General features: G+C 61.5%; 20 protein-coding genes. 12 read left to right on the forward strand and 8 right to left on the reverse strand.

Going from position 1 to position 24,718, the window contains the following annotated elements:
- Positions 1-6: 6 nt before the first annotated feature.
- Both ACQY1P_RS02105 and ACQY1P_RS02110 read right to left on the reverse strand, forming a co-directional pair.
- Positions 7-873: a galactosyltransferase-related protein gene (locus ACQY1P_RS02105; protein ID WP_430253751.1), complete on the reverse strand. Its 867-nt coding sequence runs from the start codon at positions 871-873 to the stop codon at positions 7-9.
- Positions 855-2,921: an HAD-IIB family hydrolase gene (locus tag ACQY1P_RS02110; RefSeq protein WP_430253753.1), complete on the reverse strand. Its 2,067-nt coding sequence runs from the start codon at positions 2,919-2,921 to the stop codon at positions 855-857. Before ACQY1P_RS02110 ends, ACQY1P_RS02105 begins: the two co-directional genes overlap by 19 nt.
- A gap of 31 nt (positions 2,922-2,952) precedes the next feature.
- Between ACQY1P_RS02110 and ACQY1P_RS02115 the strand changes: the two genes are divergently transcribed.
- The 4 genes from ACQY1P_RS02115 to ACQY1P_RS02130 all read left to right on the forward strand — a co-directional run bounded on the left by ACQY1P_RS02115 (position 2,953) and on the right by ACQY1P_RS02130 (position 6,896).
- Complete coding sequence (locus tag ACQY1P_RS02115; RefSeq protein ID WP_430253755.1) at positions 2,953-4,023, forward strand: glycosyltransferase family 4 protein; 1,071 nt, start codon at positions 2,953-2,955, stop codon at positions 4,021-4,023.
- Positions 4,023-5,213 carry a glycosyltransferase family 4 protein gene (locus ACQY1P_RS02120; RefSeq protein WP_430253887.1) on the forward strand — a complete coding sequence of 397 codons (1,191 nt, stop codon included), beginning with the start codon at positions 4,023-4,025 and terminating at the stop codon, positions 5,211-5,213. The genes ACQY1P_RS02115 and ACQY1P_RS02120 overlap by 1 nt, the downstream gene beginning before the upstream one ends.
- Positions 5,210-5,806, forward strand: a complete 597-nt coding sequence (locus ACQY1P_RS02125; RefSeq protein ID WP_430253757.1) for a hypothetical protein — start codon at positions 5,210-5,212, stop codon at positions 5,804-5,806. The genes ACQY1P_RS02120 and ACQY1P_RS02125 overlap by 4 nt, the downstream gene beginning before the upstream one ends.
- Before the next feature lie 109 nt (positions 5,807-5,915).
- Positions 5,916-6,896, forward strand: coding sequence for a L,D-transpeptidase family protein (locus ACQY1P_RS02130; protein ID WP_430253759.1), 981 nt, complete (start codon positions 5,916-5,918; stop codon positions 6,894-6,896).
- 4 nt (positions 6,897-6,900) lie between these two features.
- Here the strand turns inward: ACQY1P_RS02130 and ACQY1P_RS02135 are convergent, their stop codons facing one another.
- Entirely contained in the window at positions 6,901-7,563 is a 663-nt protein-coding gene (locus tag ACQY1P_RS02135) for a GntR family transcriptional regulator (RefSeq protein ID WP_430253889.1), read from the reverse strand.
- Between the two features lie 309 nt (positions 7,564-7,872).
- Here ACQY1P_RS02135 and ACQY1P_RS02140 point away from each other — a divergent pair, with 309 nt between their 5' ends.
- The 8 genes from ACQY1P_RS02140 to ACQY1P_RS02175 all read left to right on the forward strand — a co-directional run bounded on the left by ACQY1P_RS02140 (position 7,873) and on the right by ACQY1P_RS02175 (position 19,047).
- Positions 7,873-8,640 carry a LamB/YcsF family protein gene (locus ACQY1P_RS02140; protein ID WP_062578181.1) on the forward strand — a complete coding sequence of 256 codons (768 nt, stop codon included), beginning with the start codon at positions 7,873-7,875 and terminating at the stop codon, positions 8,638-8,640.
- 45 nt (positions 8,641-8,685) lie between these two features.
- Positions 8,686-10,284 carry a 5-oxoprolinase subunit PxpB gene (gene pxpB / locus ACQY1P_RS02145; RefSeq protein ID WP_430253762.1) on the forward strand — a complete coding sequence of 533 codons (1,599 nt, stop codon included), beginning with the start codon at positions 8,686-8,688 and terminating at the stop codon, positions 10,282-10,284.
- Positions 10,281-12,047, forward strand: a complete 1,767-nt coding sequence (locus ACQY1P_RS02150; RefSeq protein WP_430253764.1) for an acetyl/propionyl/methylcrotonyl-CoA carboxylase subunit alpha — start codon at positions 10,281-10,283, stop codon at positions 12,045-12,047. The genes pxpB and ACQY1P_RS02150 overlap by 4 nt, the downstream gene beginning before the upstream one ends.
- A gap of 2 nt (positions 12,048-12,049) precedes the next feature.
- Positions 12,050-13,867, forward strand: coding sequence for a dipeptide ABC transporter ATP-binding protein (locus ACQY1P_RS02155; RefSeq protein WP_430253891.1), 1,818 nt, complete (start codon positions 12,050-12,052; stop codon positions 13,865-13,867).
- 42 nt (positions 13,868-13,909) lie between these two features.
- The gene (locus ACQY1P_RS02160) at positions 13,910-15,442 is read left to right on the forward strand and encodes an ABC transporter substrate-binding protein (protein WP_430253766.1); all 1,533 of its coding nucleotides are present in this window, start codon (positions 13,910-13,912) and stop codon (positions 15,440-15,442) included.
- 67 nt (positions 15,443-15,509) lie between these two features.
- A complete protein-coding gene (locus ACQY1P_RS02165; protein WP_092663235.1) occupies positions 15,510-16,433 on the forward strand; it encodes an ABC transporter permease in 924 nt (307 codons plus the stop codon).
- A 6-nt stretch (positions 16,434-16,439) separates the two neighbouring features.
- Positions 16,440-17,288: an ABC transporter permease gene (locus ACQY1P_RS02170; protein ID WP_062459423.1), complete on the forward strand. Its 849-nt coding sequence runs from the start codon at positions 16,440-16,442 to the stop codon at positions 17,286-17,288.
- A 31-nt stretch (positions 17,289-17,319) separates the two neighbouring features.
- On the forward strand, positions 17,320-19,047 hold the full coding sequence (locus tag ACQY1P_RS02175) for a M14 family metallopeptidase (protein WP_430253768.1): 1,728 nt from the start codon (positions 17,320-17,322) through the stop codon (positions 19,045-19,047).
- Positions 19,048-19,071: 24 nt separating this feature from the next.
- Here the strand turns inward: ACQY1P_RS02175 and ACQY1P_RS02180 are convergent, their stop codons facing one another.
- The 5 genes from ACQY1P_RS02180 to ACQY1P_RS02200 form a co-directional block, all read right to left on the reverse strand.
- A complete protein-coding gene (locus ACQY1P_RS02180) occupies positions 19,072-20,085 on the reverse strand; it encodes a DUF4105 domain-containing protein (protein WP_430253769.1) in 1,014 nt (337 codons plus the stop codon).
- 127 nt (positions 20,086-20,212) lie between these two features.
- Entirely contained in the window at positions 20,213-21,334 is a 1,122-nt protein-coding gene (locus ACQY1P_RS02185; protein WP_184655454.1) for an alpha/beta hydrolase, read from the reverse strand.
- Positions 21,335-21,585: 251 nt separating this feature from the next.
- Positions 21,586-22,599 (reverse strand): NADP-dependent oxidoreductase, encoded by a 1,014-nt coding sequence (locus ACQY1P_RS02190; RefSeq protein ID WP_062578200.1) that lies wholly within the window; start codon positions 22,597-22,599, stop codon positions 21,586-21,588.
- Between the two features lie 83 nt (positions 22,600-22,682).
- The gene (locus ACQY1P_RS02195; RefSeq protein ID WP_062578202.1) at positions 22,683-23,975 is read right to left on the reverse strand and encodes a HAMP domain-containing sensor histidine kinase; all 1,293 of its coding nucleotides are present in this window, start codon (positions 23,973-23,975) and stop codon (positions 22,683-22,685) included.
- A gap of 2 nt (positions 23,976-23,977) precedes the next feature.
- The gene (locus ACQY1P_RS02200; protein ID WP_062459393.1) at positions 23,978-24,664 is read right to left on the reverse strand and encodes a response regulator transcription factor; all 687 of its coding nucleotides are present in this window, start codon (positions 24,662-24,664) and stop codon (positions 23,978-23,980) included.
- Positions 24,665-24,718 lie beyond the last annotated feature (54 nt).

Below are 24,718 nucleotides of genomic sequence, written 5' to 3' on the forward strand. Positions count from 1 at the left end.
TAATTCCTATGAATACAGAACGGTACCGGGCTGTCGCGCGGCCTCAATTTCAGTCGGGTCCGGAAAGCGCAGGACGTCCAGCGCATCGCCATCCTCCTCCCATCGGATCAGCCCCGCCTCGCGGAACTGGCCAAGCCAGTAGCCCATGCACCAGCGGCCATGCTTTTCCTGAAAGAGGCGGGCGTTGCGCAAGATCGGGTCGAAGTTGTGCAGAGGCGGTATGAGGACCGGGTGATGCTGGTGGTAGACGCGCGCGCCACCCACCCGGTAGGTCTTCACTCCGGCCTGCTCTGCCGATGCGGCGAAGTCGGTTTCTTCCCCGCCATAACCGACGAAGCGCTCATCCATACCGCCGATCGCTAGCCACGTGCTTTTTCGCAGCGCGAAGGACAGGCCCCAAAGCTGGCCGCCATCCGGTTCCTGCTCGACACGGCCGAATTCAGGAAACCGGGGCTTGGAGACATGCGGTTTGCCGAGCTCGTCGAGCACACCGTAGTCTCCCCGGAAATCGGTCACTTCTGCCGGCAGATACAGAACTTCGCTCAGACAGATACCGTCATGCTCGTTCAAGGCGGCAGAGTAGGACTCAACAACCGTTGGCGACGCGATGCAGTCAACGTCGAGAAACATGAGTCTATCCCCCGACGCCGCGTTTGCCGCCGCGTTCCGCGCCTTGGCAAGCGGCAAGTCCTCTCCCTCGACGAACACGTGCTTGACCGGAAACGGCAGGCTCGGCAGATCCTCGAAAGGCTCCGGCTGCATCCAGGTGATCACGAGCTCCTTGGGAAGGCACGACTGCTCCCCAAGGCTGCGCATCAGGTTGGCGAGATGTCGCTCGCGGCCACGAACCAGGGTCAGGACACTGAGAGACATTCAGCCTCCGCCTGTCTGCGGAAGTGGAGAACGCCTTCGATGATGCCTGCCGCATGGGTTTCTGAGGCGATATAGGAATGGCTGAGTGCAGGAAGCGTGGCCAGTCCATCCGAGTAGTTGGCGACGATGATCGACTGCGGGATGGCCTGAAGCATCTCGATATCGTTGCCGGAATCGCCGGCGACGAACACCATGTTTTCAGACAGTCCAGCACCACGACGGACGTAGTCAACGGCCGTCCCTTTCGATGCCTTGAGCGGCAGAACGTCGAGGTACCGTCGATGGCTGTGGATCACCGACGCGCGCAAACCGGCCTTTTCCAGCAGTTCCTTGATGCGTGCCACGACGCCGCTCGAGCCGTCACTGAAATAGCTGAGCTTGAAATCGCGCTGTTCGAGCGACGCCTGCGGGGTGAGGAAGCCTGCCTTGCGCACAACTCTCTCGATGCCGCTTCGGTCCCAGTTCTCGGCGATGCGCTCGGCCCAATGCCGGTCATACTCGTAGGAGACGCCGTTCTCGCTCAGGTGATAGATCTCGGATCCGACCGAGGTGATCATGACTTCCGGCCTCGGTACATCCTCCTGTTCGAGAATGGCCATGGCGCTGTGGAAGGAACGACCGGTCGCGACCCCGAAAGACAATCCACTCTGCTGTCGCCGCCAATTGCCAAAGGCATGCAGATGCGGAACCGATCCCACCAGAGTGTTGTCGATGTCGCTGATCAGTAGCTGCGAGGGCTTTTCCGTCTTGGCTGCGGGCTTGTCGATCAGCTCCGAGAGCAGGCCGTGATACCGTTCGGTATGTCGAGCCCAGTCATAACAGGCGACAGCACGTTCGCCGGCCTTGGAGTAAGTCTGCCACGTTTCGGAGCAGCCCAGAATTTTCAGCGCGGCGGAAGCAAGACCGTCCTCGTCGCGCGGGTCTATCAAGACACCGTTGCCGCAGGTCTCGACGATATCATTGGGGCCGCCGCTGTCTGTCGCGATCAACGGCAGACCAACGGCCGAGGCTTCCAGGAGCGTCAATCCGAACGGTTCGTTGAGTGCCGGATTGACGAAAATGCCACCGCGATCGCGAGCATAGGCATAATAGGCTGGCACCAGATCCGGTCGATGCATCTTCGGATAGGCGATCTTGCCGTACAGATCGTAGGTATCGACGAGATGAAGGATTTCGCGCAGGTTGTCCGCGAGATCCGGTTCGAGCTCGTCGATTTCGCAGCGGTTGCCGGCGAGGATCACAAGGTTCGCAGCTTCCTGGAGCGCTGGCGATTTTCCGTAGGCCCGTACAAGCCCGATCAGGTTCTTTTTGGTGACCGGGCGCGCGATGGCAAGCAAGACAGGCTTTTCCGGTTCAGCGAGGAAACGGGCGAGCTGGACCTCGACAGTTTCCGATGACTGGGCGCCCTGAAAAGCATCAAGGTCGCTGCCGGGCGGAAGCACGCGGATTTTGCCGGCGTCGTAGTTGTCATACCCCTTGTACTGCAGCTCAGCCTCGTCGCGCGAGGACGCAATGATCAGGGACGCCTGTTCAAGCGCGCATTCTTCCGCCGCAAGACGATGCGTCATGGATGCGTCCGATGCGATTTCCGGCATGGCCGCAATTTTCACCCTGCCGAGCGAATGCCCCGTGAAAACGAAAGGGATGCCCAACTCTGTTTTGATCCGCGCAGCGACGACCGCAGCGTCGGCGTAATGCGCATGGAGAATGTCAGGAAGCCCATGTTCGCGAAGGTGCGCGATCAGCGCGTCGCTGAAGGATGCAACCTCCGCATGCATATCCTCTTTGCTGACATAATCGGGGCGATTGGTACGCAACCGTACAATCGAAATCTGGGGGCTCACGACCTCGGAAGGCCGCTGATAGTCCTCGCCGTGGCCGTGAAAGGCGCGCGTTGCGATCATTATTTTGGAGGCGGTGTCAGAGGCTTCACAAGCGCTGACAAGATCCATCAAGTAGCGGATATGCCCGCCGGTATCGGCCGTTAGCCCATACTCGACATTATTTCCGCGCAGACACCCTTGAAGTGCGACATGAAGAACGAACATACACAACCTTTCTGAGCAACAAGGATACAAAATGCTAGAATGCGCACCGGAACTCCCGAAGCCGATAAGGGTTGCGCAGGTTGCACCAAGTATCTTCCCCGTTCCTCCCCGCGATCATGGCGGAACGGAGCGTGTGATCCACGATCTCTGCGTAGCGATGCAACGCCAGGGTTGTGAGGTTACCCTGTTTGCGGCATCCGACAGCACCACGCCGGTCACCCGCATCGGGTCCCTGCCGAGCTTGCAGTTTCTGGAGAGCGAACACGGCACCGTGCCGCCTTCGATACCGGCAGTGCTCGAAAGCGTGACGTTGGATGAGGTTCGCCAGAGGCTCGACGAGTTCGACATCCTGCATTTCCACGGCGAGTTCTTTCACGCGACCCTGCTGGGCGATCAGCGCTCGAAATCGCTGACAACGATCCATTGGCGCGTCGACGAGCTTGACCGGAAGCTGTTCTTCAATGCCTTCCCCGACCTGCCGGTCGCGGCCATTTCAGCGTCCCAGCAACGTGGGATCCCAGAAGCCAACCGCGCCGGCGTCGTCCTTCACGGCGTCGACGGAGACCGCTTCGAGCCCTCCTTCGAGCCCGGGTCCTATCTCGCCTTCATCGGGCGCATGACCGACCAGAAGCGGCCGGACAAGGCAATCGACGTTGCGGTCGAGTGCGGTCACCCCATCAAGCTCGCCGGTACGGTTGACGTCGGCAATCCGCTCTACTTCGACACCTATGTCCGGCCGAAGCTTGGCGATGGTGTCGAGTATGTCGGCCCGGTCGGTGATGCGGCCAAGAGCGAGCTGCTCCGCGGTGCGACAGCGCTGCTGTTTCCGATCGACTGGCCGGAACCGTTCGGTCTGGTCATGATCGAGGCCATGGCCTGCGGCACGCCCGTGATTGCGTGGAACAAGGGTTCGGTCTCCGAAGTGGTGGAAGACGGTGTCACCGGCTTTATCGTCGAGAACGAAGCGCAAGCAGTCGAAGCGGTCAACAAGGTGGGAAGCCTCGATCGCCACCGCATCCGCGCCCGGTTCGAGGAGCGCTTTACCGCAGACCGCATGGCGCGGGACTATATCGAGATGTACAAGAGGATGCTGAAGTCGTGATGCGGACAGCGCTTCTCGCCTGGGACTACCCGCCGTCTCCAAGCGGACTTTCGACGGCGGCCAGGGAGATCGCTATGGCGCTCTCTGGCGAGGGCTGCGACGTGACTGTCTTTACGCTCGATCGCTCGGGAGCTCAGAACATAGACGGCGTTCACGTCGTCGGTTGTGATATCCCGGATCAATCCCGTATCGGCCGCCTGCGCAAATGGGCAGCGATCGGTCACGCCGCCGCACCGCTGCGGTTCCGCCAGGCCGTTTTGCGTGATCATGCGGCAAAGCCCTTCGACGTGGTGGAAGCAACCAACTGGTACGCGCCAGCGAGTTTGCTGACGGGTCGGCACGGATTTGCGCTTGTGACGCGCAATTCGACGCCCGCTGCCTGGAGCAGGATGGCTGAGCTGCCGGTTCGAGACAAGCTGGACGCGGCTGCTGCGGACTTGCTGGAAAAGAAGCAGGCAGGGTCGAGCGCCGGGCTGATCTCCAATACGGACGAACACGGTCGACGGATCGTCGACCTCTATAAGATCAACAGCCAAATACCGCATCGGACGATCGGTCTTTCGCTGCCGCCTGAATTGCTGAAGACGGCACAGTCATCGCCCTACCCGGCTGGAGAGGAACCTGTCAGAATCCTGTTCGTCGGACGTGCGGAACAGCGCAAGGGTTTTGCAGAGCTGATGGGCGCGGTAGAGCTCCTGGCCGCCGAAGTCGCTTCCGGAACACTTCCTCCGTTTCACGTCAATCTGCTCGGCGTGCCGTCCGTCGATCTGCCGTCGCAGATGAGCGCTGTTGCGCGCGAACGGGTAACCGCCCTGGGCCGCCAACCCGACGAAATGCTCCACGACCTCTATCGGCAGGCTCATATCGTTGCGGCACCGTCGCGATACGAAAGCTTCGGACTGGTTTACCAGGAGGCGATTGCGTTCGGGCGGCCCGTGGTTGCGTCGGCTGAAGATCCGAGCGCGCGGGAATTCGTCGGAGCGACCGGAGCCGGGCTACTCGCGGAACGAACGCTTCCCCAGGACATCGCAGCCTCATTGCGATCCCTTATCCAGTCGCCACAGTTGCGCGAACAACTGCATCACCGCGCCGTGCTGGCCGCCGGCCGTTTCGATAGACCCTATCTCGGTCGCGAGACCATGGCGCTCTACCGGCAGGCAATAGCCAAGTCCGGAAAGGCAAAACCGTGAAGGACGAGACAAACATCCGAGACGAAAGCCATATCGCGATCATCGGCAACTCTCCTGACTTCGTCGATGCCGGGCAGATGACGGATCGCTGTGACTGGGTCACGCGCTTTAACAATACCGCTGGGTTCATGGACGTCTCGGGGACGGAGATCTCCGAACTGGTTCTCGTCAGCCGCGGCGGACAGGCGACCGAATGGCTGGCCGACCCGGAGTTCACCAATCGCCCCGCGATGCGAAAAGCCGCACTGATTACCTTGGTTTTTCCGCCGAGTTCGGATCCCGGCGACGAATGCGGCGCCTTGGAGCTGACGTCGTTGCTGGAGGGCATCGGAAAACGCGTGCGCTATATCGAGCAATCCGTTCACGATCAGGCCCGACAGGAGCTGGAGGCACGTGGCGCGGCGCCGGACGCAGCCTTGAGCTCGGGCTTTGTCTATGCGTTCGAAACCCTCCTCAATCGCCCGGAAGATGCACCGCCTGTGATCGTGGCGGGCTTTTCGTTCGAAGGCTGGGACGGTCATGCCTGGGCCGCCGAAAAGCGCTGGTTCGAAGACATGCAGAAGTCGGGACGGCTCGATATTCGCGGGCTGTAAACCCGTCGTCAGGATAACGGCTGGCGCGTTCTGTGGCTGTCCAAGCCGCTTGCCCGACCAGAATTTCTAAATGGACGGAACTTCGGTCGGACTCACGCCTTCTAACGCCATGAAAAACAAAATCCTGCTCGTCTCGCTTCTATCCTCAATCACATTCGGAGCCGCGCAAGCGCAGGAATTGACCGCTGAGGCGGTCAACAACGCGAATATTGCGGCTGTTCCGCCAGAGCCCGTCCAGCAGCAGGAGAAGCCTGCCCCGGATCCCGCGATCATTCACCTTCAGGTTCTCCTCGATCGCGCCGGCGCTTCCCCGGGCGTGATCGACGGCCTGGACGGAAACAATGTTCGCAAGGCTGTCGCGGGTTTCGAAGCGCTCCAGAGCCTTCCCGTCGACGGAAAAGTCGACCCCGAAGTGGTCACGCGTCTGGCAGACGATCAGCATGTCGTCGGTCCATACCAGATCGATCCCGATGATGCTGCAGACATCGTCGCCGAGATTCCGAAGGACTATGCCGAACAGGCCAAGATGGAGCATCTTGGCTTTACCAGCGTCGCTGAAAAGCTCGCCGAACGGTTCCATATGGACGTGGACCTCGTGCATGCGCTGAACCCATCGGCGAAATTCGAGGCAGGCGAAACCATCTTGGTCGCCAACATCGGTGCGCCCCGGGCCGGCGTCGTCAAACGGATAGAAGCTCGCCGCAAGGAAGGACAGCTGGTCGCTTACGACGATCAGGATGCTATCATCGCGGTTTATCCGGCCACGATCGGGAGCGAGGACAACCCTTCGCCCTCCGGCAAGCATAAGGTCAACGGCGTCGCCCGTAACCCGACCTATGAATACAATCCGAAAATCAACTTCCAGCAGGGAAAGAACAAGTCCAAGCTCACACTCCCGAGCGGTGCCAACAATCCTGTCGGAACGGTCTGGATCGATCTGTCGGAGCCGACCTATGGCATTCACGGAACGCCGGAGCCGTCGCTGATCGATAAGGCGGGCTCGCACGGTTGTGTGCGTCTCACGAACTGGGACGCCGAGGAACTGGCCAGCATGGTGAAGCCGGGCGTGATGGTCGAATTCGAAGACTAAAGCGTTACTTCGTCACGCGCGCATAGGCGCCCAGAATGAGCCGTTCGGCTCGCAGGAGGTAGGCCTCGAGCATGATGGATGCTTCCTGCGCGCGACCCGCTTCCAGTTCGGTGAGGATTTCGACGTTCTGGTCGATGAACGGACCATGCAGCAGCTCCGGATCGCGCAATAGGCCGAAGACGAGGCGCAGTTCCAGGGATATCTGTGCGTAGAAGGCCGAAAGGCGCGAACTGTCGGCGAGTTCGACGACGGCGGAATGGAATGCGATATCGGCAGTACCGACGCTCAACCAGTCCTTCGTCTCCCGCGAGAGTGCCGCCGCCTCGACGGCCGCCCGCATCTTGGCCACGCCCGGATGGCGCGGATGCGCATTGGCAATTGCCGAGCATTCGATGACCCGCCGGACGCGGTAGATATCGATGATCGTTGCCATGCTGGGAGTCGAAACGAAAACGCCCCGATTGGCTTCGTATCGCAGCAGCCCTTCCTTGGTCAGAATGCGGAATACTTCGCGCAACGTGTTGCGTGATACCTGCATTTCGTCGCTGAGAGTCAATTCTGAAAGATGGCTGCCGGGGGTAAGCCTGCCGGAGATAACCTGTTCGCGGATACGACTGGCAACGCTTTCGGCAAGCGTCTGCACCGGCTCGCCCGGACGCGCAATCACTGGACCGTTGCCGTCTGGAACAGAAAGCACGCCTTTATCAGCGCCTTGCAGTTTGCGTTCAGCCAAGCCTTTGCCCCTCGCTCCGGATCTCGTCTCAATTTTCGGTAAAGTGCTTCGAACCCCGTCACAAGCGAAATGAGCCGAACTCGAACCCGCATGGTCCACTAAACCGTGCAAAACGCGGGTGACGCATCATTATTGCGCATTTGCCTAACTGTAGAGCAACATATAAAAATTGTTCAACACTCTGGACAGCATTGTTCGCCTTTGTTAGCGTCTAGTCAACGAGGATGAGGGCGCGCGGACAGTATGCTGACCATCGACATCAACAGTGACTTGGGCGAGAGCTTCGGCGCCTGGAAGATGGGTGACGATTCCGCCATGCTCGACGTGGTGAGCAGCGCCAACGTCGCCTGTGGTTTCCACGCCGGCGATCCGGCAGGGATTCTCAAGACAGTGAAGGCCGCCGCAGAACGTGGCGTGGCGATTGGTGCGCATGTCGGCTATCGCGATCTGGCAGGCTTTGGCCGTCGCAACATGGATCCTTCGAGCGAAGAACTGATTGGCGACGTGATCTATCAGATCGGCGCCTTGCAGGGCCTGGCCAAGGCTGCCGGCACCCGCGTTACCTATGTGAAGCCGCATGGCGCGCTCTACAATACGATCGCCATAGACGCGCGGCAGGCAGCCGATGTGATCGCCGCAATCCGGGCCATCGATCCTTCGCTGGTGCTGATGGCGCTGGCCGGTTCACAGCTGGTTGAGCAGGCCCGTAGTGCCGGCCTGACCGTCGTTGCCGAGGCCTTTGCCGATCGCGCCTATACGCCGGAAGGCAACCTTGTCTCCCGCCGCGAAAAAGGCTCGGTCCTGCATGATCCCGAACTCGTGGCCCAGCGGATGCTGCGCATGGTCCGCGACGGTGCGATCGAAGCGATCGACGGCACGATGACGAAGATCGATGCGCAGTCCATCTGCGTGCATGGCGACAGCCCAGGCGCAGTCGCGATCGCGCAGCGGCTGCGCGCGCTTCTGGAAGAATCCGGCCATGCCGTCCAGCCCTTCGCGCCGGCCGTATAACCCGGCATGCATATCGCTCCCCCGTCCATGCCTCGTGATACATCCATGCGCTTTCTGCCCGTGCGTGACGACAGCATTCTGGTCGAACTCGCCGATCTGGCCGAGGCGCTGGCGCTGTTCGATGCGCTGGAAACCAACCCAGTCGACGGTATCCGCGAGATCATCCCGGCAGCACGCACGCTGCTGATTGCGTTCGATCCTAGTATGATTTCAAACGATGCGCTGACGGATGCGGTTGCCGCACTCGCGGGTGGCGAGCGCAAGGCGGCGTCTGGTCCGCTGGTCGAAATCCCAGTTCGTTACGATGGCGAGGATCTTGGCGAAGTTGCCACCATCCTCGGCATGAGCGTCGCGGACGTTATTCGCCTGCACGGCGAAAGTGAGTATGTCGCAGCCTTTACCGGTTTCGCGCCCGGTTTCGCCTATCTCTCCGGCGGCGATCAGCGGCTTAACGTACCCCGACGCAAATCGCCCCGGACACGGGTTCCAGCCGGCGCCGTCGGCCTTGCCGGAGAATTCAGCGGCATCTATCCCAAGACCAGCCCAGGCGGCTGGCAGCTGATCGGCACGACGCCGCTTGCCATGTTCGATATCGATCGCGCACCCGCCTCGCTTCTCCAGCCGGGAAGTCGCGTGCGTTTTCGCGATATGGCGGCCGACAAAGCCTACGAAGTTTCGGCCCCTGCGAGAACTGCGACTGCTCCTGTTGCGGCAAGCTGTTCAAACTGCTCAATCGAGGTTGTGGCCGTCGGCCTGCCGGTCCTGTTTCAGGATCTCGGCCGCGCTGGTCAAGCAAACCAGGGCATCAGCGTATCTGGCGCAGTCGATCGCAGCAGTTTCAAGGCGGCCAACCGCCTCGTCGGCAATCCGGTCGGCACTCCGGCGCTGGAGATCTCCCTTGGCGGCTTCCGTTTTCGCATGCGCGGCCGCGGCGTGATGGCGGTGACGGGTGCATTGGCGCCGATCACGATCGCCACCACCGCGGGCAAAAAGCTGACGGCAGCGCATGGCGAGGCGATCGCGCTCGATGATGGCGACATCGTTTCACTCGGACAGCCGACGGCCGGCATGCGCTCCTATCTGGCCCTGCGCGGCGGCTTTGACGTGACGCCGGTTCTCGGGAGCGCGGCGACGGATACCCTGGCGCAGATCGGCCCTGCAGCACTTGGCGCGGGCGCCGTTATCGGAATTCACCCGCCGGTGCTGGGATCGACCGTTGCTGCGCCAGAACTACCGGCGTTCGACATGCCGGACACTGTGGAGACCGTCGTTCTCGACGTAGTGATGGGGCCGCGCACCGACTGGTTCACACAAAGCGCCGTCGAGAATTTCCTGTCCCAGGAATGGTCGGTGACACCGCAATCAAGCCGGGTCGGCATCCGTCTTTCAGGCGAAGCGCTGGAGCACCAGAACCACGCAGAGTTGCCGAGCGAGGCGACCGTGCGCGGCGCGCTTCAGGTGCCGGCGAGCGGCCAGCCGGTCCTCTTCCTTGCCGATCATCCGCTGACCGGCGGTTATCCGGTCATTGCCAATGTCGCCCGCCATCATCTCGATCTCGCAGGCCAGATCCCTGTCGGAGCGAAGATCCGTTTCAACGCGATCAGCGCCTTCGCTCCCCGGTCCATTGTAGGAAAATACCCATGAAGAAGGTTCTGATAGCTAACCGCGGCGAGATCGCGGTGCGGATCATTCGGGCCTGCAAGGATTATGGCCTGACCTCGGTTGCCGTTTACGCGGATGCCGATGCAGACGCGATGTTCGTGGCTCAGGCAGACGAAGCCTATTCCCTGAACGGTGCCACGGCCCGGGAAACCTATCTCGACATCGACAAGCTGATCGCCGTCGCCAAGCGCTCCGGCGTTGACGCCGTGCATCCGGGCTATGGCTTTCTCTCCGAGCGCGCGGAATTTGCGAAGGCTGTCATCGATGCCGGGCTGATCTGGATTGGCCCTGCCCCTCACGTGATCGAGGCGCTCGGCGACAAGCTGCAGGCCCGCGCGATCGCCCAAAAGGTCGGCGCGCCGCTGGTTGCCGGTAGCGACGGCGCAATCACCTCGCCTGCCGAGGCCCTGGCTTTCGCACGCCAATTCGGCATGCCGATCGCCATCAAGGCGGCCCATGGCGGTGGCGGACGCGGAATGAAGATCGCGCGCGATCTCGATGAGGTCGAGGAACTGTTCTCATCGGCAACGCGGGAAGCCGTCGCAGCCTTCGGTCGCGGTGAATGCTATGTCGAGCAGTTCCTGGACCGCCCGAGGCATATCGAAGCGCAGGTGCTGGCCGACAGCCACGGCAATGTCGTTGTCGTCGGTACCCGCGATTGCTCGCTGCAGCGCCGCAACCAGAAGCTCGTCGAGGAAGCGCCCGCACCGTTCCTGTCGAATGAACAGCGTGAGAAGATCCACGCGGCCTCGCGCGATATCTGCGCGGAGGCCGAATATACCGGTGCCGGCACCGTCGAATTCCTGCTCAGCGCCGATGGCGTCATTTCCTTCCTCGAGGTGAATACCCGCCTGCAGGTGGAGCATCCGGTTACCGAGGAGACGACTGGTCTCGATCTCGTCATCGAACAGTTCCGCATTGCCGAAGGGCTTCCGATCAGCGTTACCACGATGCCGGAGCCGCGTGGCCACGCGATCGAATTCCGCATCAATATGGAAGATCCCGGTCGCGGCTTCCTGCCGTCCGCCGGCGAAATCTCGAATTTCACGGCGCCGTCCGGCCCAGGCGTACGTCTTGATAGCGGCGTCACGTCAGGTTCGGTAATTCCGCCGATGTTCAACTCGCTGGCAGCCAAGCTCATCGTCTGGGGTGCGACCCGCGACCAGGCCATTGCCCGTGCCCGCCGTGCGCTCAGCGAATTTGCGATCGAAGGCGTGCCTTCGGTCCTGCCGTTCCACCGCGCAGTGCTCGACCACGCGGATTTCTCGAGCGCGGACTTCCGCGTCCACACGCGCTGGATCGAAACGGATTTCGCCGAGACGCTCGAAGACGCTGCCCGCCCTGCCCCGGCACCCGCCAGCGGGCTTCTTCGCGGCCATGTCGAGATCGACGGCAAACGTGTCGAGATCGGCATTCCCGATACTTTTCTTCGCCTGTTGGGCCAGATGCCTTCGACGGCATCGAGCGCCGGACCGGAAGCTGCCAATAATGATGCCGGCGCGGTCCGCGCCTCGGTTCCCGGCCTGCTGGTGCAATGGAATGTCGAGGATGGTGCAGCCGTCCGAGAGGGCGAGGTTCTCGCCATGATGGACGTGATGAAGATGGAAACCGCCGTCACCGCACCTGTTACCGGCATCATCAGCCTTCTGGCGAAGGCCGGATCCTCCCAGACTGCCGGCGCAGTCATTGCCCGCATTGCCCCGGACAATGCCGGAACCAATAGCCCGACGGAGACGCGGACATGAGCATGACCGAAAACAGCAAGCCGCTCCTGTTGGTCGAGGGCCTGAGCGTCGAATTCGGCGCAAGCCGCGTGGTCGACGACCTGTCGTTTACGGTCGAGGCCGGGCAAACCGTTGCCGTGGTCGGCGAGTCCGGTTCGGGCAAGTCGGTGACCTCGCTGTCGACCATGCGTCTCGCCGACATGATGGGTGCGAATTATGCGTCCGGTCGTATCATGTTCAACGGCCGCGACCTGTTGCAAGCTAGTCAGAAAGAGATGCGGTCGGTCCGCGGCAAGGAGATCGCCATGATCTTCCAGGAGCCGATGACCTCGCTCAACCCGGTCTTCACCATCGGCGACCAGATCTGCGAAGTGCTTGTCCTGCACGAGAAGATGAGCAAGAGCGCGGCCCTGACTGAGGCCGGCCGGCTGCTCGACATGGTGCGACTGCCCGACTCTGAAGAACTTCTGACCCGCTATCCGCACCAGCTTTCCGGTGGCATGCGGCAGCGTGTGATGATCGCGATGGCGCTTGCCTGCCGCCCGAAGCTGCTGATTGCCGACGAGCCGACGACTGCGCTTGATGTCACCATCCAGGCGCAGATCCTCAACATCATGCGCGATCTGCAGAAGACCCTCGGCATGGGCATGGTGTTCATCACCCATGACATGGGCGTCGTTGCCGAAATGGCAGACCATGTCGTCGTCATGTGGAAGGGTAAGAAAGTCGAGGAAGGTCCGGTTCGCGAGATCTTCGCCAACCCGCAGCATCCCTATACTCAGGCCCTGCTTTCGGCCGTGCCGAAGCTCGGCAGCATGATGGGAGAGGCTTTCCCGAAGCGTCTGCCACTGACCATTTTGCAGGATGGCAAGCCGACCGTCGTCGGCGTGGAGCGGATCCAGGACACGGTCAAGAATGGCGCAACGCCGCTCCTGTCCGTCAAGGATCTCTACGTCCGCTTCGACATCAAGAAGAACCTGTTCGGCAAGGCCACCCATCGCTTGAGCGCCGTGCAGAAAGTGAGTTTCGACATCAACCCCGGTGAGACGCTGGCACTGGTTGGCGAAAGCGGATCGGGCAAGTCGACGATCGGCCGGACGATCCAGCAGCTTCAGTCTGCCATGTCCGGCGACATTGCCTTCAATGGCCGAACCTTCTCGTCGATGTCCGCTGCCGAGCGATTCCGCTTGCGCCAGGATGTGCAGTACATCTTCCAGGACCCGTTCGCCTCGCTCGACCCGCGCAAGACCGTCGGCTTCTCGATCGCAGAGCCGATCAACACACACAGCCTTATCTCCGATGCCAAGGCCGTCCGCCGCCGCGTCGACGAACTGCTGGAGCGTGTCGGCCTCACCTCCGACGTCGCGACCCGTTATCCGCACGAGTTTTCCGGCGGCCAGCGGCAGCGCGTCTGCATTGCCCGCGCGCTCGCCTCCGATCCGAAGCTGATCATTGCCGACGAGGCGCTGTCGGCGCTCGACGTGTCGATCCAGGCACAGATCATCAACCTGTTCATGGATCTGCAGGCCGAACGCGGTCTCGCCTACCTGTTCATCAGCCATGACATGGCCGTGGTCGAGAAAATGAGCCACCGCGTCGCGGTTCTGTTTCTCGGCCAGATCATGGAACTTGGCTCACGACGCCAGGTTTTCGAGACGCCTGCCCACGATTACACCCGTCGCCTTCTGTCCGCGGTACCGGTCGCCGATCCGACCGTTGCCCGCCAGTCGGCGATGATCGAGGGCGAAATTCCCAATCCGGTGAGGCGCGTCGGTGACGAGCCCGCCATCCTCGTGCACGAGGAAATCAATCCAGGCCACTTCGTCGCGAAGAGCGCCTGAAACCAGCGACACAATCGCAACCATCTGAAGAGGAACAGATCAATGACAACAATCAAACGGGGACTGAAGGCGACCGCAGTGGCGCTTGCGCTCTCGACTGCCTTTGCGTCGGCGCCTGCGTTCGCTGCCGGAAAGCTGACCATTTCGAGCCCGCAGGATCCGGGCAGCTGGGATCCGATCGATACGTTTCTGGTACAATGGGCAGCCGTTGCCACGAACATCTTCGACGGTCTGACCTATCGCGGTCCGGACCTGAAGCTTGTTCCGGGTCTCGCTGAATCCTGGGAAGAACTCGACGAAGGCAAGCGGATCCGCTTCAAGCTGCGCCAGAACGTGAAGTTCCACAACGGCGAGCCCTTCAACGCAGCCGCCGTCAAGTTCACCTTCGAGCGCCTTCTCGGCGAACAGGGTGCCAAGGGACCGCAGCGTTCGAACTACATCTCGATCGAGAGCATCGACGTCATCGACGACTATACGGTCGACCTGAAGCTCAAGGCTGCCGATCCGGTTCTTCTGACCAAGCTCGCCGGTTACGGCGCGATGATCGTTCCGCCGAAATACATCCAGGAAAAGGGTGAGGACAATTTCAACCTCAACCCGGTCGGCACGGGCGCGTTCAAGTTCGTATCCTACCAGCCCAAGGTCGACATCAAGCTCGAAGCCAATGCCGACTATTGGGGCGGCGCGCCGAAACTGTCGGAACTCCAGTTCCGCTTTATCGCTGAGCCGGCAACCGCTGTTGCCGAACTGCAGGCTGGCCGCGTCGATCTGGTGATCCCGCCGACCATTCCGATCGGCATGCTGCCGGTCATCGAAGGCGACAACAAGCTGGAAATCGTTTCCGTTCCCGGCCCGACCGTCGACGCGCTGCGCTTCAACACCCGTGACGGCATCACAGCCGACCCGAAGGTGCGCAAGGCGATCATCATGGCTGTCGATCGCGGCACGATCGTCAAGTCGATCCTCGCCGGCCAGGCCTCCGAGATCACCAGCTTCCAGAGCGCGCTTTCCTTCGGCTTCGATCCTGATCTCAAGGCAATCCCTTATGATCCGGCCGGTGCCAAGAAGCTGCTGGCAGAGGCCGGCGTGAAGGCTGGTGCGACGCTGCAGATCGATATCCGCGGCAATGATGCGACGATGAACGAAGTGGCGCAGGTCATTTCCAGCTACCTGTCGATGGTCGGCATCACCGCCACCATCAAGCCTTACGAGACCAACGTTCTGCTGAACGACATCATCCCGCAGGGCAAGACCGGCGCGATGTTCCAGCAGAAGTGGGGCGGCTGGACCTTCGACTACGACAACACCGCCTACTCGATGTACCACTCGGGTGAAAAGTGGAACCCGTACGACAAGGACGAAAAGCTGGACAAGCTGCTGGAATCGCAGCGTCCGCTGACCGACCGTGCGGCCCGCGAAAAGATCCTGCGGGAAGTCGGCGCCTATGCGTCGGAACGCGCGCTCGAACTGCCGCTCTACAACAGCAACGCCATCTTCGGCATCAACAAGCGGGTCAAGGGCTTCATCGCGCCCCCGGACAACCGCCTGAAGCTGACCGACGTCACCGTCGAGTAGTCATCTGAAAAGCCACCCCGCCCGGGCCAACCCGGGCGGGGCCGAACTTCTCTTTAAGGACAACACAGTGGCCGGTTTCCTCATCAAGCGATTGCTACAGGCGATTTTCGTCGTCATCGCCATCACGCTCATCGTCTCGTTCGCCATTCGCCTGACCGGTGATCCGGCCGTCACGATGTTCCAGGGCGGCGGCAGCATGACGGAAGACGATCTGGCGCGCATTCGCGCAGCGCTCGGAACCGACCAGCCGTTCCTCGTCCAGTACTGGACGTTCATGAAGGGGCTGGTCACGCTCGATTTCGGCCGCAGCTTTTCCGGCGGCACGTCGGTCTCGATGCTGATCGGCAATGCCCTGCCGGCGACCCTGCTGCTCGCCTTTATCTCGATGTTCGTGTCGATCGCGCTTTCGATCCCGCTCGGCATCAAGGCTGCCACCTCGCGCGGCAAGGCTGCCGACCAGGCCATCCGCATCTTCTCGCTGATCGGCCTGTCGTTTCCGAATTTCTGGCTCGCCACCATGCTGGTCCTCTTGTTCTCCATCACGCTCGGCTGGCTGCCGCCAAGCGGCATGTCGGGCTTTTCGAGCTATGTCATGCCGGCCGTCACCATGGGCGTGATCCTGACCGCGACGAATGTGCGTCTTGTCCGCACCTCGATGCTGGAAACGCTGCAGTCGCAATACATCATGGTCGCGCGCGCCAAAGGCTTGAGCGAGAGCAAGGTTCTCTACAAGCACGCGCTGCGCAACTGCGCCATTCCGCTGATCACCTATTTCGGCCTGCAGTTCGGTGGCCTGCTCGGCGGCATCGTCGTCATCGAGCGTGTCTTCAACTGGCCGGGACTGGGCACGCTTGCCTTCGACGCCGTCGGCGCCCGCGACTTTCCCGTGCTTCAGGCCGTCATCACCGTTCTGTCGCTGATGATCGTCGGCATCAACCTTCTGGTCGACATCGCCTATGGCCTCGTCGATCCCCGCATCCGCACGGAGTAACCGGCAATGGCAACCAAAACCTCTAGCCGCTGGCGCTTCGCGAGCCTTGAATTCGTTCTCGGCATGTCCCTCACCGTCGTCATCTGCCTCGCAGTGCTGTTTTCCGACCTGCTGTTTCCGGGCGGCGCCGACAAGATCGACCTGATGGCACGGCTTGCCAAACCCTTTGCGACCGCCGCTCACCCGTTCGGAACCGATCCGCTGGGCCGCGACGTGCTGGCGCGTGTCGTTGCCGGCGGAAAGATCTCGCTCCTGGTCGGCTTCACCTCCGTCATCGGCGCCGTCGTCTTCGGCGTGCTGGTAGGCCTGATTGCCGGCTATTACCGCGGTTTCTGGGACATGCTGGTGATGCGTTTTGCCGACCTGCAGCTCGCGATGCCGTTCATTCTGCTCGCTATCACATTCATCGCCATCGTCGGCGGAAGCCTGACCAACACGATCATCCTTCTGATTGTATCGCAATGGGTGCAGTATGCCCGTCTGGTGCGCGGCTCGGTGCTGACTCTGAGGGAGCGCGAGTTCGTCCTCTCGGCCCGCGCGATCGGGGTGAAGGACTGGCGCATCATCATCCAGCACCTGCTGCCGAACCTGATCGGACCGGTGATCGTTCTGATGACGCTCAACGTTGCCAACAACATTCTGCTCGAAAGCAGCCTGACCTTCCTCGGTCTCGGCGTCGATCCCACCATTCCAAGCTGGGGCGGCATGCTCGCCGATGGCCGAACCTATCTGCAGACCGCATGGTGGGTCAGCGTCTTCCCGGGTCTTGCGATCCTGCTCACGGTGCTCGGGCTCAACCTTCTCGGAGACTGGCTGCGCGACAGCCTCGATCCGACCGGCCGCACGTCCCGATAACCAGCACGGCAATCAACAAGGGTTAAGCGTCATGACTTCGATCTTTGAAACCAAACTGGAGCGTACGCTCGACACGCTGGTTGCAAGCGCGACGCCCGGGCAGTCCATCGACGCCTGGACATTCGACGATGCGAAAAGCCGTCGTGCCGCCGAACAGGCGTTGAAGGACAAGGGCGTCATGGCGCGGATCCACAGCGCCCACAAGCCGCTTCTGTTCGCGTTTTTGGAAGAGATCGACCTTGAAGGCGTCACAGCGATCGAGGTGCGTTATCCCATACATGCGGACGCCCCGGCCAACCGTTTCCGGCTCGAGGCCTATCCGCTTGCGGCACTTGTCGGAGACGCTGATATCGCGTTCATCGCGCGGGAAGATGACGAACTGGTCTATGACGTCACGCTCACCCGCAACGGCCAGACGGAAACGCTGAAGGTCCAGGCGCCGAACCGCGTGCATACCGATGCGGTCGGGGAAACCAATCTCTCCCCGACCGGCTGGATCAGCCGCGATGGCGCGACCGGCGAGCGCTTGGAGACGGATTACGAGCGCCTGTTCAGCCTCGCAATCGACGCGATCGCAAACCACGACTGGGGCAACGAAGAACCCTATTTCGAAGAACTCAACATCGCCGTTTCCCATCCGGCGGAAGACATGCCGCTGGCGGTTGGCGACGAGGTCGTCAGCCTCCGCGAGGCCCTGCACGAGGATTTTTATTTCTCGCTGCTGGAATTATTCCAGAAGAAGTCCGGACGTCCGCTCGGCGACCGTGGCCTGAAGCCCGGCCAGATCGTGCCGGAGATCGTGCGCAGCAACGGTGAGATCAGCGTGCGTGTCGAAACCCGGCCGCTGAGCACAGGTTTTAGGGATGGCCCCGAACAGGAGATCGATACGGCCAGCGAACCACCGGCCGTTGCGCAGATGTCGAGACTGCTGTCGGACATCGGCGGAGAGGAATTCGATGCCCGGTCGCGCTCCGGCCGCGTTCTCTCGGCGCACTATGTGCGTGGCAGCGACACGGCGGTCATGATCAGCGGCGGCCAGCATCCGAACGAGACGACCGGCATTGTCGGTGCCATTCGCGCTGCCCGTGCGCTCAAGCAGCGTGCCGGCGCCCATTTCACCATCTCGCCGATCGAGAACCCGGATGGCTACGCGCTGCACCAGCGCCTGCGTGTCGATAACCCGCGCCACATGCATCACGCCGCCCGCTACACGGCGCTCGGCGACGATCTCGAATACCGGACGTTGGAAAACTCCGGCGCGCATCTGAACGAGAAGGCAATCCGCTTCACGGCGCAGGAACTGAGCAAGGCCCAGCTGCATATCAACCTGCACGGCTATCCGTCGCATGAATGGACGCGGCCGCTCTCCGGCTACGTGCCGCGCGGTTTTGGCATGTGGACGCTGCCGAAGGGTTTCTTCCTGATCATGCGCCACCACGCCGGCTGGACGCAGCAGGCCGAAGCCATACTCGACCACGTCACCCGCCATCTCGGCGCAATTCCAGGCATTCTCGATTACAACAATCGCCAGATCGTACTCTACGAAACCCATGCCGGCGAGACGGGTTTCCGCATCATCAACGGCTTCCCGTGCCTGTCGTCCGTCGACGATCGCCATACCGTACCGCTGACGCTGATCACCGAATATCCTGACGAGACTATCTACGGCGACGATTTCGTCACGGGCCATACGGCGCAGATGGAGACGGTGATCTCGGCCTACGATGTCTGGCAGACGCTTAACGCCTGTACGGCGTAAGGTGACAGGCTCCCGGTGCTGCGTCTAGTTCGTTGCAGGCGGTTCGGTTACCCGATCTCGCCTGATCGCCTCTGAAAAGTCCTCGGACATGCCCGCCGCCTTGGCTTTCTCGGCAATATGGGACTGCTTCCTGAGCACCGCCATCGGGGACCCAGTGTCGAGGATGCCCTGATCGTAGGCGTATTCGGGTAGATAGCCGTTCACATACAGCCGCCAGTCGAGAGGGACCGTGCCTCCAAGCGTTCTGACGATGGCCACAACCGCAGTCGTGCAGTTCGTCATCAGCGAGTTGTACCACTGCGGCTGGCGGGACAGCCTGTTTGCATCCTCGACATAGGCGACCAGGAGGTTGCGTGCTGTCTGCGGCAAGACGTTTACCCGGTAGAGCTGGACGTCCTCACCGCGCACAATAGAGCGAACCCCGATGATATCCCGTTCCTCTGCCGCGACGATCACGAGCGGATTGGCCTTGAAGAGATCGGCGATCGGCGAAAACGCGCCGCCGCGCTGGCGACGGACCTCGACGGACCAGGCGACGTGCTCGCCACTCGAGAAGCCGAAGCTGACCAGCATGTGGCCCATCAGTGGTCCCGACCAGTAGGACATGAAGAGATCAACCGACGTCAGCGTCGTCAGATCATACGTCTTGGTCTTCCAGTTTTCGGTATAGTCCGTATCGCTTCTCCAGGTGAAGTCCCGCACACCGTTCAGGGTCAACGTGTCGCCCGAAATCGTTCCGGTGACCTGTCGCGCAACGTCCGGCGACCAGTCTCCTACCGCAGGGGGCGCGAGCGTGAACCACCACGAAAGCACGATCGCGAAGGCCACCGAGAACACGCCCGTCGGAGCCCGCCATCGGTGGCGGATCACAGAGACGATGGTCCAGACACCGAGAGCGGCAAACAGCGCAGCGAACATCGCTCTTGCCGGGATTGGCAATGGCAGACGGTACCACAGTGCCAGCGATGACCACGCCGAGACGAGTAGAATGACGATGAAAACGCCCGTCAGGGCGAGGAAGTGGAATGCTCGGCGCAAATCGGTGTCTCTCGGTTCAACACACGCAACATAGGGTGACAATCGACAAGTGCGACCACGCACGGACACAAGAATGAGAGAGAAGGATCAAGCATTCTTCCCCGGTCTATCGCCAGAAACCGCAAGCTCAGCGCCCGCCGACGACCGCGCCTGCCAATCTGAACGGACTTGAAATGACCGATGCCGCGACGTCGAAGACGAAGGCGCCCGCCTCCGGCACCGAAACCGCCCCGCCACCCGCCTGCGCAAGCTGCGGACCCAGTTGTGCGAGATTGGCGTACCGGTCGTGCCCGACCCCATCTGCTGCCTTGACCGACGAGATGTCGATGATCCGCAGACCATAGCGCAAGGCTGCGTCGCGCACCGAAGGGCTATCAACATTGAGCGATCCCGCGCGCGGTTTCTCGCCGCTGATGAAACTGGAGATCTTGAGCGCCTTGTCGTCCTTGGAAACAAACAGCGTGATGGGGGTACGCATCCGCCCAACGACCTCCAGCTGCGACCTGAACAGATCGTCGTCAATGTCTGGAGCCGCGAGCACGACGACCAACTTGTCGAGGACGTCGCCGCGGCCTTCCAGCTTCAGCTGGCGAAGTGTTTCCATGATCAGGAAGCCGCCGATGCTGTGCCCGAACAGGATGACCCGTTTCACATCGCGTTTGGCTGCCATCGATTTGACGAGCCAGACCAGGGTGTCACGCGAAGCCAGGGCCGCGTCACGATCCGCTAGATATCCGGCAAGGGATCCCTGCGACGGCCAAGAGAAAAGGACGGGCTTTCCATCCGTCTTGGAATCGGCGGCGACCTGCGCGAGCCGGTACAGACCCTCCTGGAACGTATAGTTATACCCGTGGACAAAGATGCCAACCGCCCCATCCTTGTTGGGCGCGTCCGCCAACGCCAGAAACTGTTTTTGGTCGAGAGAGCGTCTTTCGGAAACAACCATGTCCGTCGACGCGTCGGGTTTACCGACAGGCCATTCGATCTTCGGCGGGCGGTGCGAGGGCGGGATTGCGACCGTGAACGTTTCGAAGGCCGGATCTGCGTTACGGCGGGACGAGTATCCGTCGCCGTCCCGCGACCGGTTCGTCGCAGTAAGGACGGTAAGCTGACGGCTGGATGCCGGGTTGACCGCGACCGGATCGAGAACAGAGGCCGAAGGCCTGTTGGCACAGGCAACGAGCTGAGCGGACACGATCGCGACAATCGCAGCCGAGATCCATCGCCGCGTCAATACGGAATACTGCATCGTAACCAGCGACTTTCGAAAGGTGAATGGTGCCGGTAGATGCCACGAAATGTTGCCGAACTCAACTGGCTGAAACCCACGCTAAATTCGCCTGCACCACCTGGCCAGTCGACCGGAACGCGAGTGCATCATTCAAGCTGAAATTAGAGGGAGGCCTGGCTTTGAAGACCCCGGACGGTGCTGCCACGGTCCGGGGTCTAGTCTTTGTTACACACGGCGAATTCATGGCCGGATTAGGCTGCTTGAGCCAGTCAGTCAGCGATCTTCACGATCAGCTTTCCAAAATTGCCGCCGGTGAGCATGCCGATGAAAGCCTCGGGCGCACGTTCGAGGCCGTCAACGATATCTTCCCGATACTTTATGTCGCCGGACGCGACGCGCGGGCCGACCTCATCGAGGAAGTCTCCAAAGTGGCTGATGAATTCAGTCTGGATGAAGCCGCGGATGAGAAGGCTGCGCCTCAGAACCGCCGACATGGTGATCGGAAGCCTGTCCGTTTCCGCAGATCCGGCGCCATTGTAGTGCGCGACAAGCCCGCAGACGGGGACACGGGCAAACTGGTTCAGCAGCGGCAGGACGGCGTCCCAAACGTGCCCGCCGACATTTTCGAAATAGACATCGACGCCGTCAGGGCATGCAGCAGCGAGATCGGACGCAAAATCTTTCGAGCGGTGATCGACAACGGCGTCAAAGCCGAGGCCATCTTTCACATACGCACATTTGTCCGGTCCGCCGGCAATCCCGACTGCCCTCGCCCCGGCAAGTTTCGCAAGCTGGCCGACCAGCGAACCGACAGGCCCGGAGGCAGCGGCGACAACGACGGTCTCGCCTTGCTTCGGCTTCCCGATGAACTTCATTCCGCTCCAGGCGGTCGAGCCGGGCATTCCCAGCACGCCGAGTGCCGTCGTCAGCGTTGCGCCGTGCGTTTCGACACGAGTCAGGGTATCTCCGTGGACAACCGCATTGGTCGTCCATCCGGTCCGAGCACGAACGATATCGCCGGGCGAAAAGGCTGTGTGGCGAGACTTCACCACTTCGCAGATCGTTTCGCCTTCCATAACGCCATCAATGGGAACGGGCGCTGCATAAGACTTTGCGTCGCTCATGCGACCGCGCATGTAAGGGTCGAGCGAAAGATAGAGGCATCGCAAGGTGACCTCTCCTTCTGCTGCTTCCGGGAGTTCGAAATTCTCGATGCGGAAATTCTCAGCCTCGGGCTGACCGGTCGGTCGGCTTGCCAAGACGATGCGGCGAATGGCGGTCATCCTGTGTGTCTCCTTGTCGTTGTCGACTCCCGGGTGAAGTAGTCGGCGGCACCGATTTGCCAAGGCCGAACCGTAATGGGCGATTAATTTGCTGCCACAAGCTTTCGTGGGGCAGCACAGGTCGGAATTGTGATTTGGACGGACAGACCACCGGCCGGTCTGTTTTCTGCCTTTGCGCCCCCGCCGTGCCATTCCGCCGCACGCCGGGTAATGGCAAGCCCAAGGCCGAAGCCGGAACGGGTGGTGACGGTTGAACTTTGCGAAAACGGCTTGAAGATCGCCTCCAGTTCCGTCTCCGGCACACCCTCGCCGTCGTCCTCGACGGTCACGATCAGCTTCCGGTCCAAGACCTTGGACGTCACACGGACAGCGGTGCTTGGTCCCGTGTGGGTAATGGCGTTGCGGATCACATTTTCCAGCGCGCGGTAGATCAGCTCGCCGTTGACGGAAGCCACGAATGTGTCGACGCCCTCATACTGGACGGTTACCCCGCGTGCCTGTCCCTCGAAGCCGGCATCGTCCACAATCTCACGCAGGAGATCGACAAGGTCGAGCGTCTGCCGCTCGAACCTCGGTGTATCGCGATCCGACAGCCGGGCGAGAGTGAGGATTTCGCCGACCAGTTCGTCGAGCCGCTCGACCTCGCGGCTCATCCGCTCGATCATCACCGCCAGCCGTACGGGGTTCTGTTGCAAAACGCCGATAGCAGCTTGCAGACGCGATAAAGGCGAGCGCAGTTCGTGTGAAATATCGTGGAACAGCTGCTGCTGAGCCATCTGGAGCTCCTGCAACCGGGCAGCGGTGATATCCAGATCGTGCGCCAGCGACGCGATCTCGTCGCGTTTGGCGCCGATCTTGTGGGCGATCCGCACGTCCAGTTCTCCCCTAGCAAGCGAGCGCAGCCCATAGCGCAGCTGCTCGACCGGGGTAATGAAATAGCGGGCGAGCCAATAGGCCGCAGCTGCTGCCGCAAGAAGGGCTGCCAGCCACGGAACAGCCCGAGGCCAGGTTTTAGCCATCATGCTCGGCGCTGCGCCGGCAATTTCCAGGCGATAACACTCTCCGTCGCGCACGGCGGTCCGAACGAGCGCCTCCTCATTTTGTTCGGCACAATCGATCGCCGGCCCGTCGGTCGTGACGGTAACCGGGATGTCGCGACCGGTCCGCCGAACCGCCGCCACCAGCCTGGCCGTCGCCTCCAGGCCATCCGACTGGAGCACCTGGGCTGCGGTCTCCAGCGTCAGGCTAAGTTCCCGGCCAGCAACCTCCTCCTCGAACGGTGATTGGAACAGCGTGCTGATCGCAAACAGGATCGCAATCGAGCCGGCCATGGCCAACCAGACGACGGTGAAGAATTTCCAGAACAGGCGATGCATGGTCAGCCTTCCAGCAACTGGTAGCCACGGCCGCGCACGGCCTGGATCCAGGGCTGCCCATCCGGGCGGGCGCCGAGTTTCTGCCGGATGCTGCTGATGTGGACGTCGATCCGGCGATCGAACGCGGTGAGCGGCTTGGCAAACGCCCGCAACGATATCTCCTGCTTGGAGACGAGCTGGCCGGAGGAGCGGGCAAGCACTTCCAGCAGGCTGAACTCGGTTCCGGTCAGTTCCAGGGGTGCCGCCCGCCACATCGCCCTGCGGTTCGACGGATAAAGCACCAGTTCGCCCGTCCTGATCTCATTGACGGTGCCGTCCCGCTCGGTTCGGCCCGAGCGGCGCAGGATGGCGCGAATGCGGGCGGCCAGCTCTCCCGGCGAACAGGGCTTTGAGACGTAATCGTCTGCGCCGAGATTGAGGCCGGCGATGCGGTCGATATCGTCTCCCCTCGCGGTCAGCATCAGCACCGGCACGTCGCTCACCTGCCGGATCTTGCGGAGAACCTCGATGCCGTTCATCCGCGGCATCATGATGTCGAGCACGATCAGATCCGTCGAGGAGGACATGGCCTCGGCCACGCCGACGCGACCATCCGCAGTCGTTTCGACGGCGAAGCCTTCCTCTGTCAGATACTCGCCCAGCAGGTTGGTCAGCTCGGCATCGTCATCGATCAATAGTAGCTTGGTCATGCCCTGCTCTTGCTCCTTCGATAAATTCAGCTTTACGACCTTGAGGCTGCGAAG

Origin of the sequence: Neorhizobium sp. DAR64872/K0K18 (genome assembly GCF_050500175.1) — a bacterium.
GTDB classification, from domain to species: Bacteria; Pseudomonadota; Alphaproteobacteria; order Rhizobiales; family Rhizobiaceae; genus Neorhizobium; species Neorhizobium soli.

What these genes read in the sequence shown, in the direction of transcription:
- ACQY1P_RS02105 (WP_430253751.1), bottom strand. Translation starts at nt 873, where the DNA reads ATGTCTCTCAGTGTCCTGACCCTGGTTCGTGGCCGCGAGCGACATCTC.
- ACQY1P_RS02110 (WP_430253753.1), bottom strand. Translation starts at nt 2,921, where the DNA reads ATGTTCGTTCTTCATGTCGCACTTCAAGGGTGTCTGCGCGGAAATAAT.
- ACQY1P_RS02115 (WP_430253755.1), top strand. Translation starts at nt 2,953, where the DNA reads ATGCTAGAATGCGCACCGGAACTCCCGAAGCCGATAAGGGTTGCGCAG.
- ACQY1P_RS02120 (WP_430253887.1), top strand. Translation starts at nt 4,023, where the DNA reads ATGCGGACAGCGCTTCTCGCCTGGGACTACCCGCCGTCTCCAAGCGGA.
- ACQY1P_RS02130 (WP_430253759.1), top strand. Translation starts at nt 5,916, where the DNA reads ATGAAAAACAAAATCCTGCTCGTCTCGCTTCTATCCTCAATCACATTC.
- ACQY1P_RS02140 (WP_062578181.1), top strand. Translation starts at nt 7,873, where the DNA reads ATGCTGACCATCGACATCAACAGTGACTTGGGCGAGAGCTTCGGCGCC.
- pxpB (WP_430253762.1), top strand. Translation starts at nt 8,686, where the DNA reads ATGCGCTTTCTGCCCGTGCGTGACGACAGCATTCTGGTCGAACTCGCC.
- ACQY1P_RS02150 (WP_430253764.1), top strand. Translation starts at nt 10,281, where the DNA reads ATGAAGAAGGTTCTGATAGCTAACCGCGGCGAGATCGCGGTGCGGATC.
- ACQY1P_RS02155 (WP_430253891.1), top strand. Translation starts at nt 12,050, where the DNA reads ATGACCGAAAACAGCAAGCCGCTCCTGTTGGTCGAGGGCCTGAGCGTC.
- ACQY1P_RS02160 (WP_430253766.1), top strand. Translation starts at nt 13,910, where the DNA reads ATGACAACAATCAAACGGGGACTGAAGGCGACCGCAGTGGCGCTTGCG.
- ACQY1P_RS02170 (WP_062459423.1), top strand. Translation starts at nt 16,440, where the DNA reads ATGGCAACCAAAACCTCTAGCCGCTGGCGCTTCGCGAGCCTTGAATTC.
- ACQY1P_RS02175 (WP_430253768.1), top strand. Translation starts at nt 17,320, where the DNA reads ATGACTTCGATCTTTGAAACCAAACTGGAGCGTACGCTCGACACGCTG.
- ACQY1P_RS02185 (WP_184655454.1), bottom strand. Translation starts at nt 21,334, where the DNA reads ATGCAGTATTCCGTATTGACGCGGCGATGGATCTCGGCTGCGATTGTC.
- ACQY1P_RS02190 (WP_062578200.1), bottom strand. Translation starts at nt 22,599, where the DNA reads ATGACCGCCATTCGCCGCATCGTCTTGGCAAGCCGACCGACCGGTCAG.
- ACQY1P_RS02195 (WP_062578202.1), bottom strand. Translation starts at nt 23,975, where the DNA reads ATGCATCGCCTGTTCTGGAAATTCTTCACCGTCGTCTGGTTGGCCATG.
- ACQY1P_RS02200 (WP_062459393.1), bottom strand. Translation starts at nt 24,664, where the DNA reads ATGACCAAGCTACTATTGATCGATGACGATGCCGAGCTGACCAACCTG.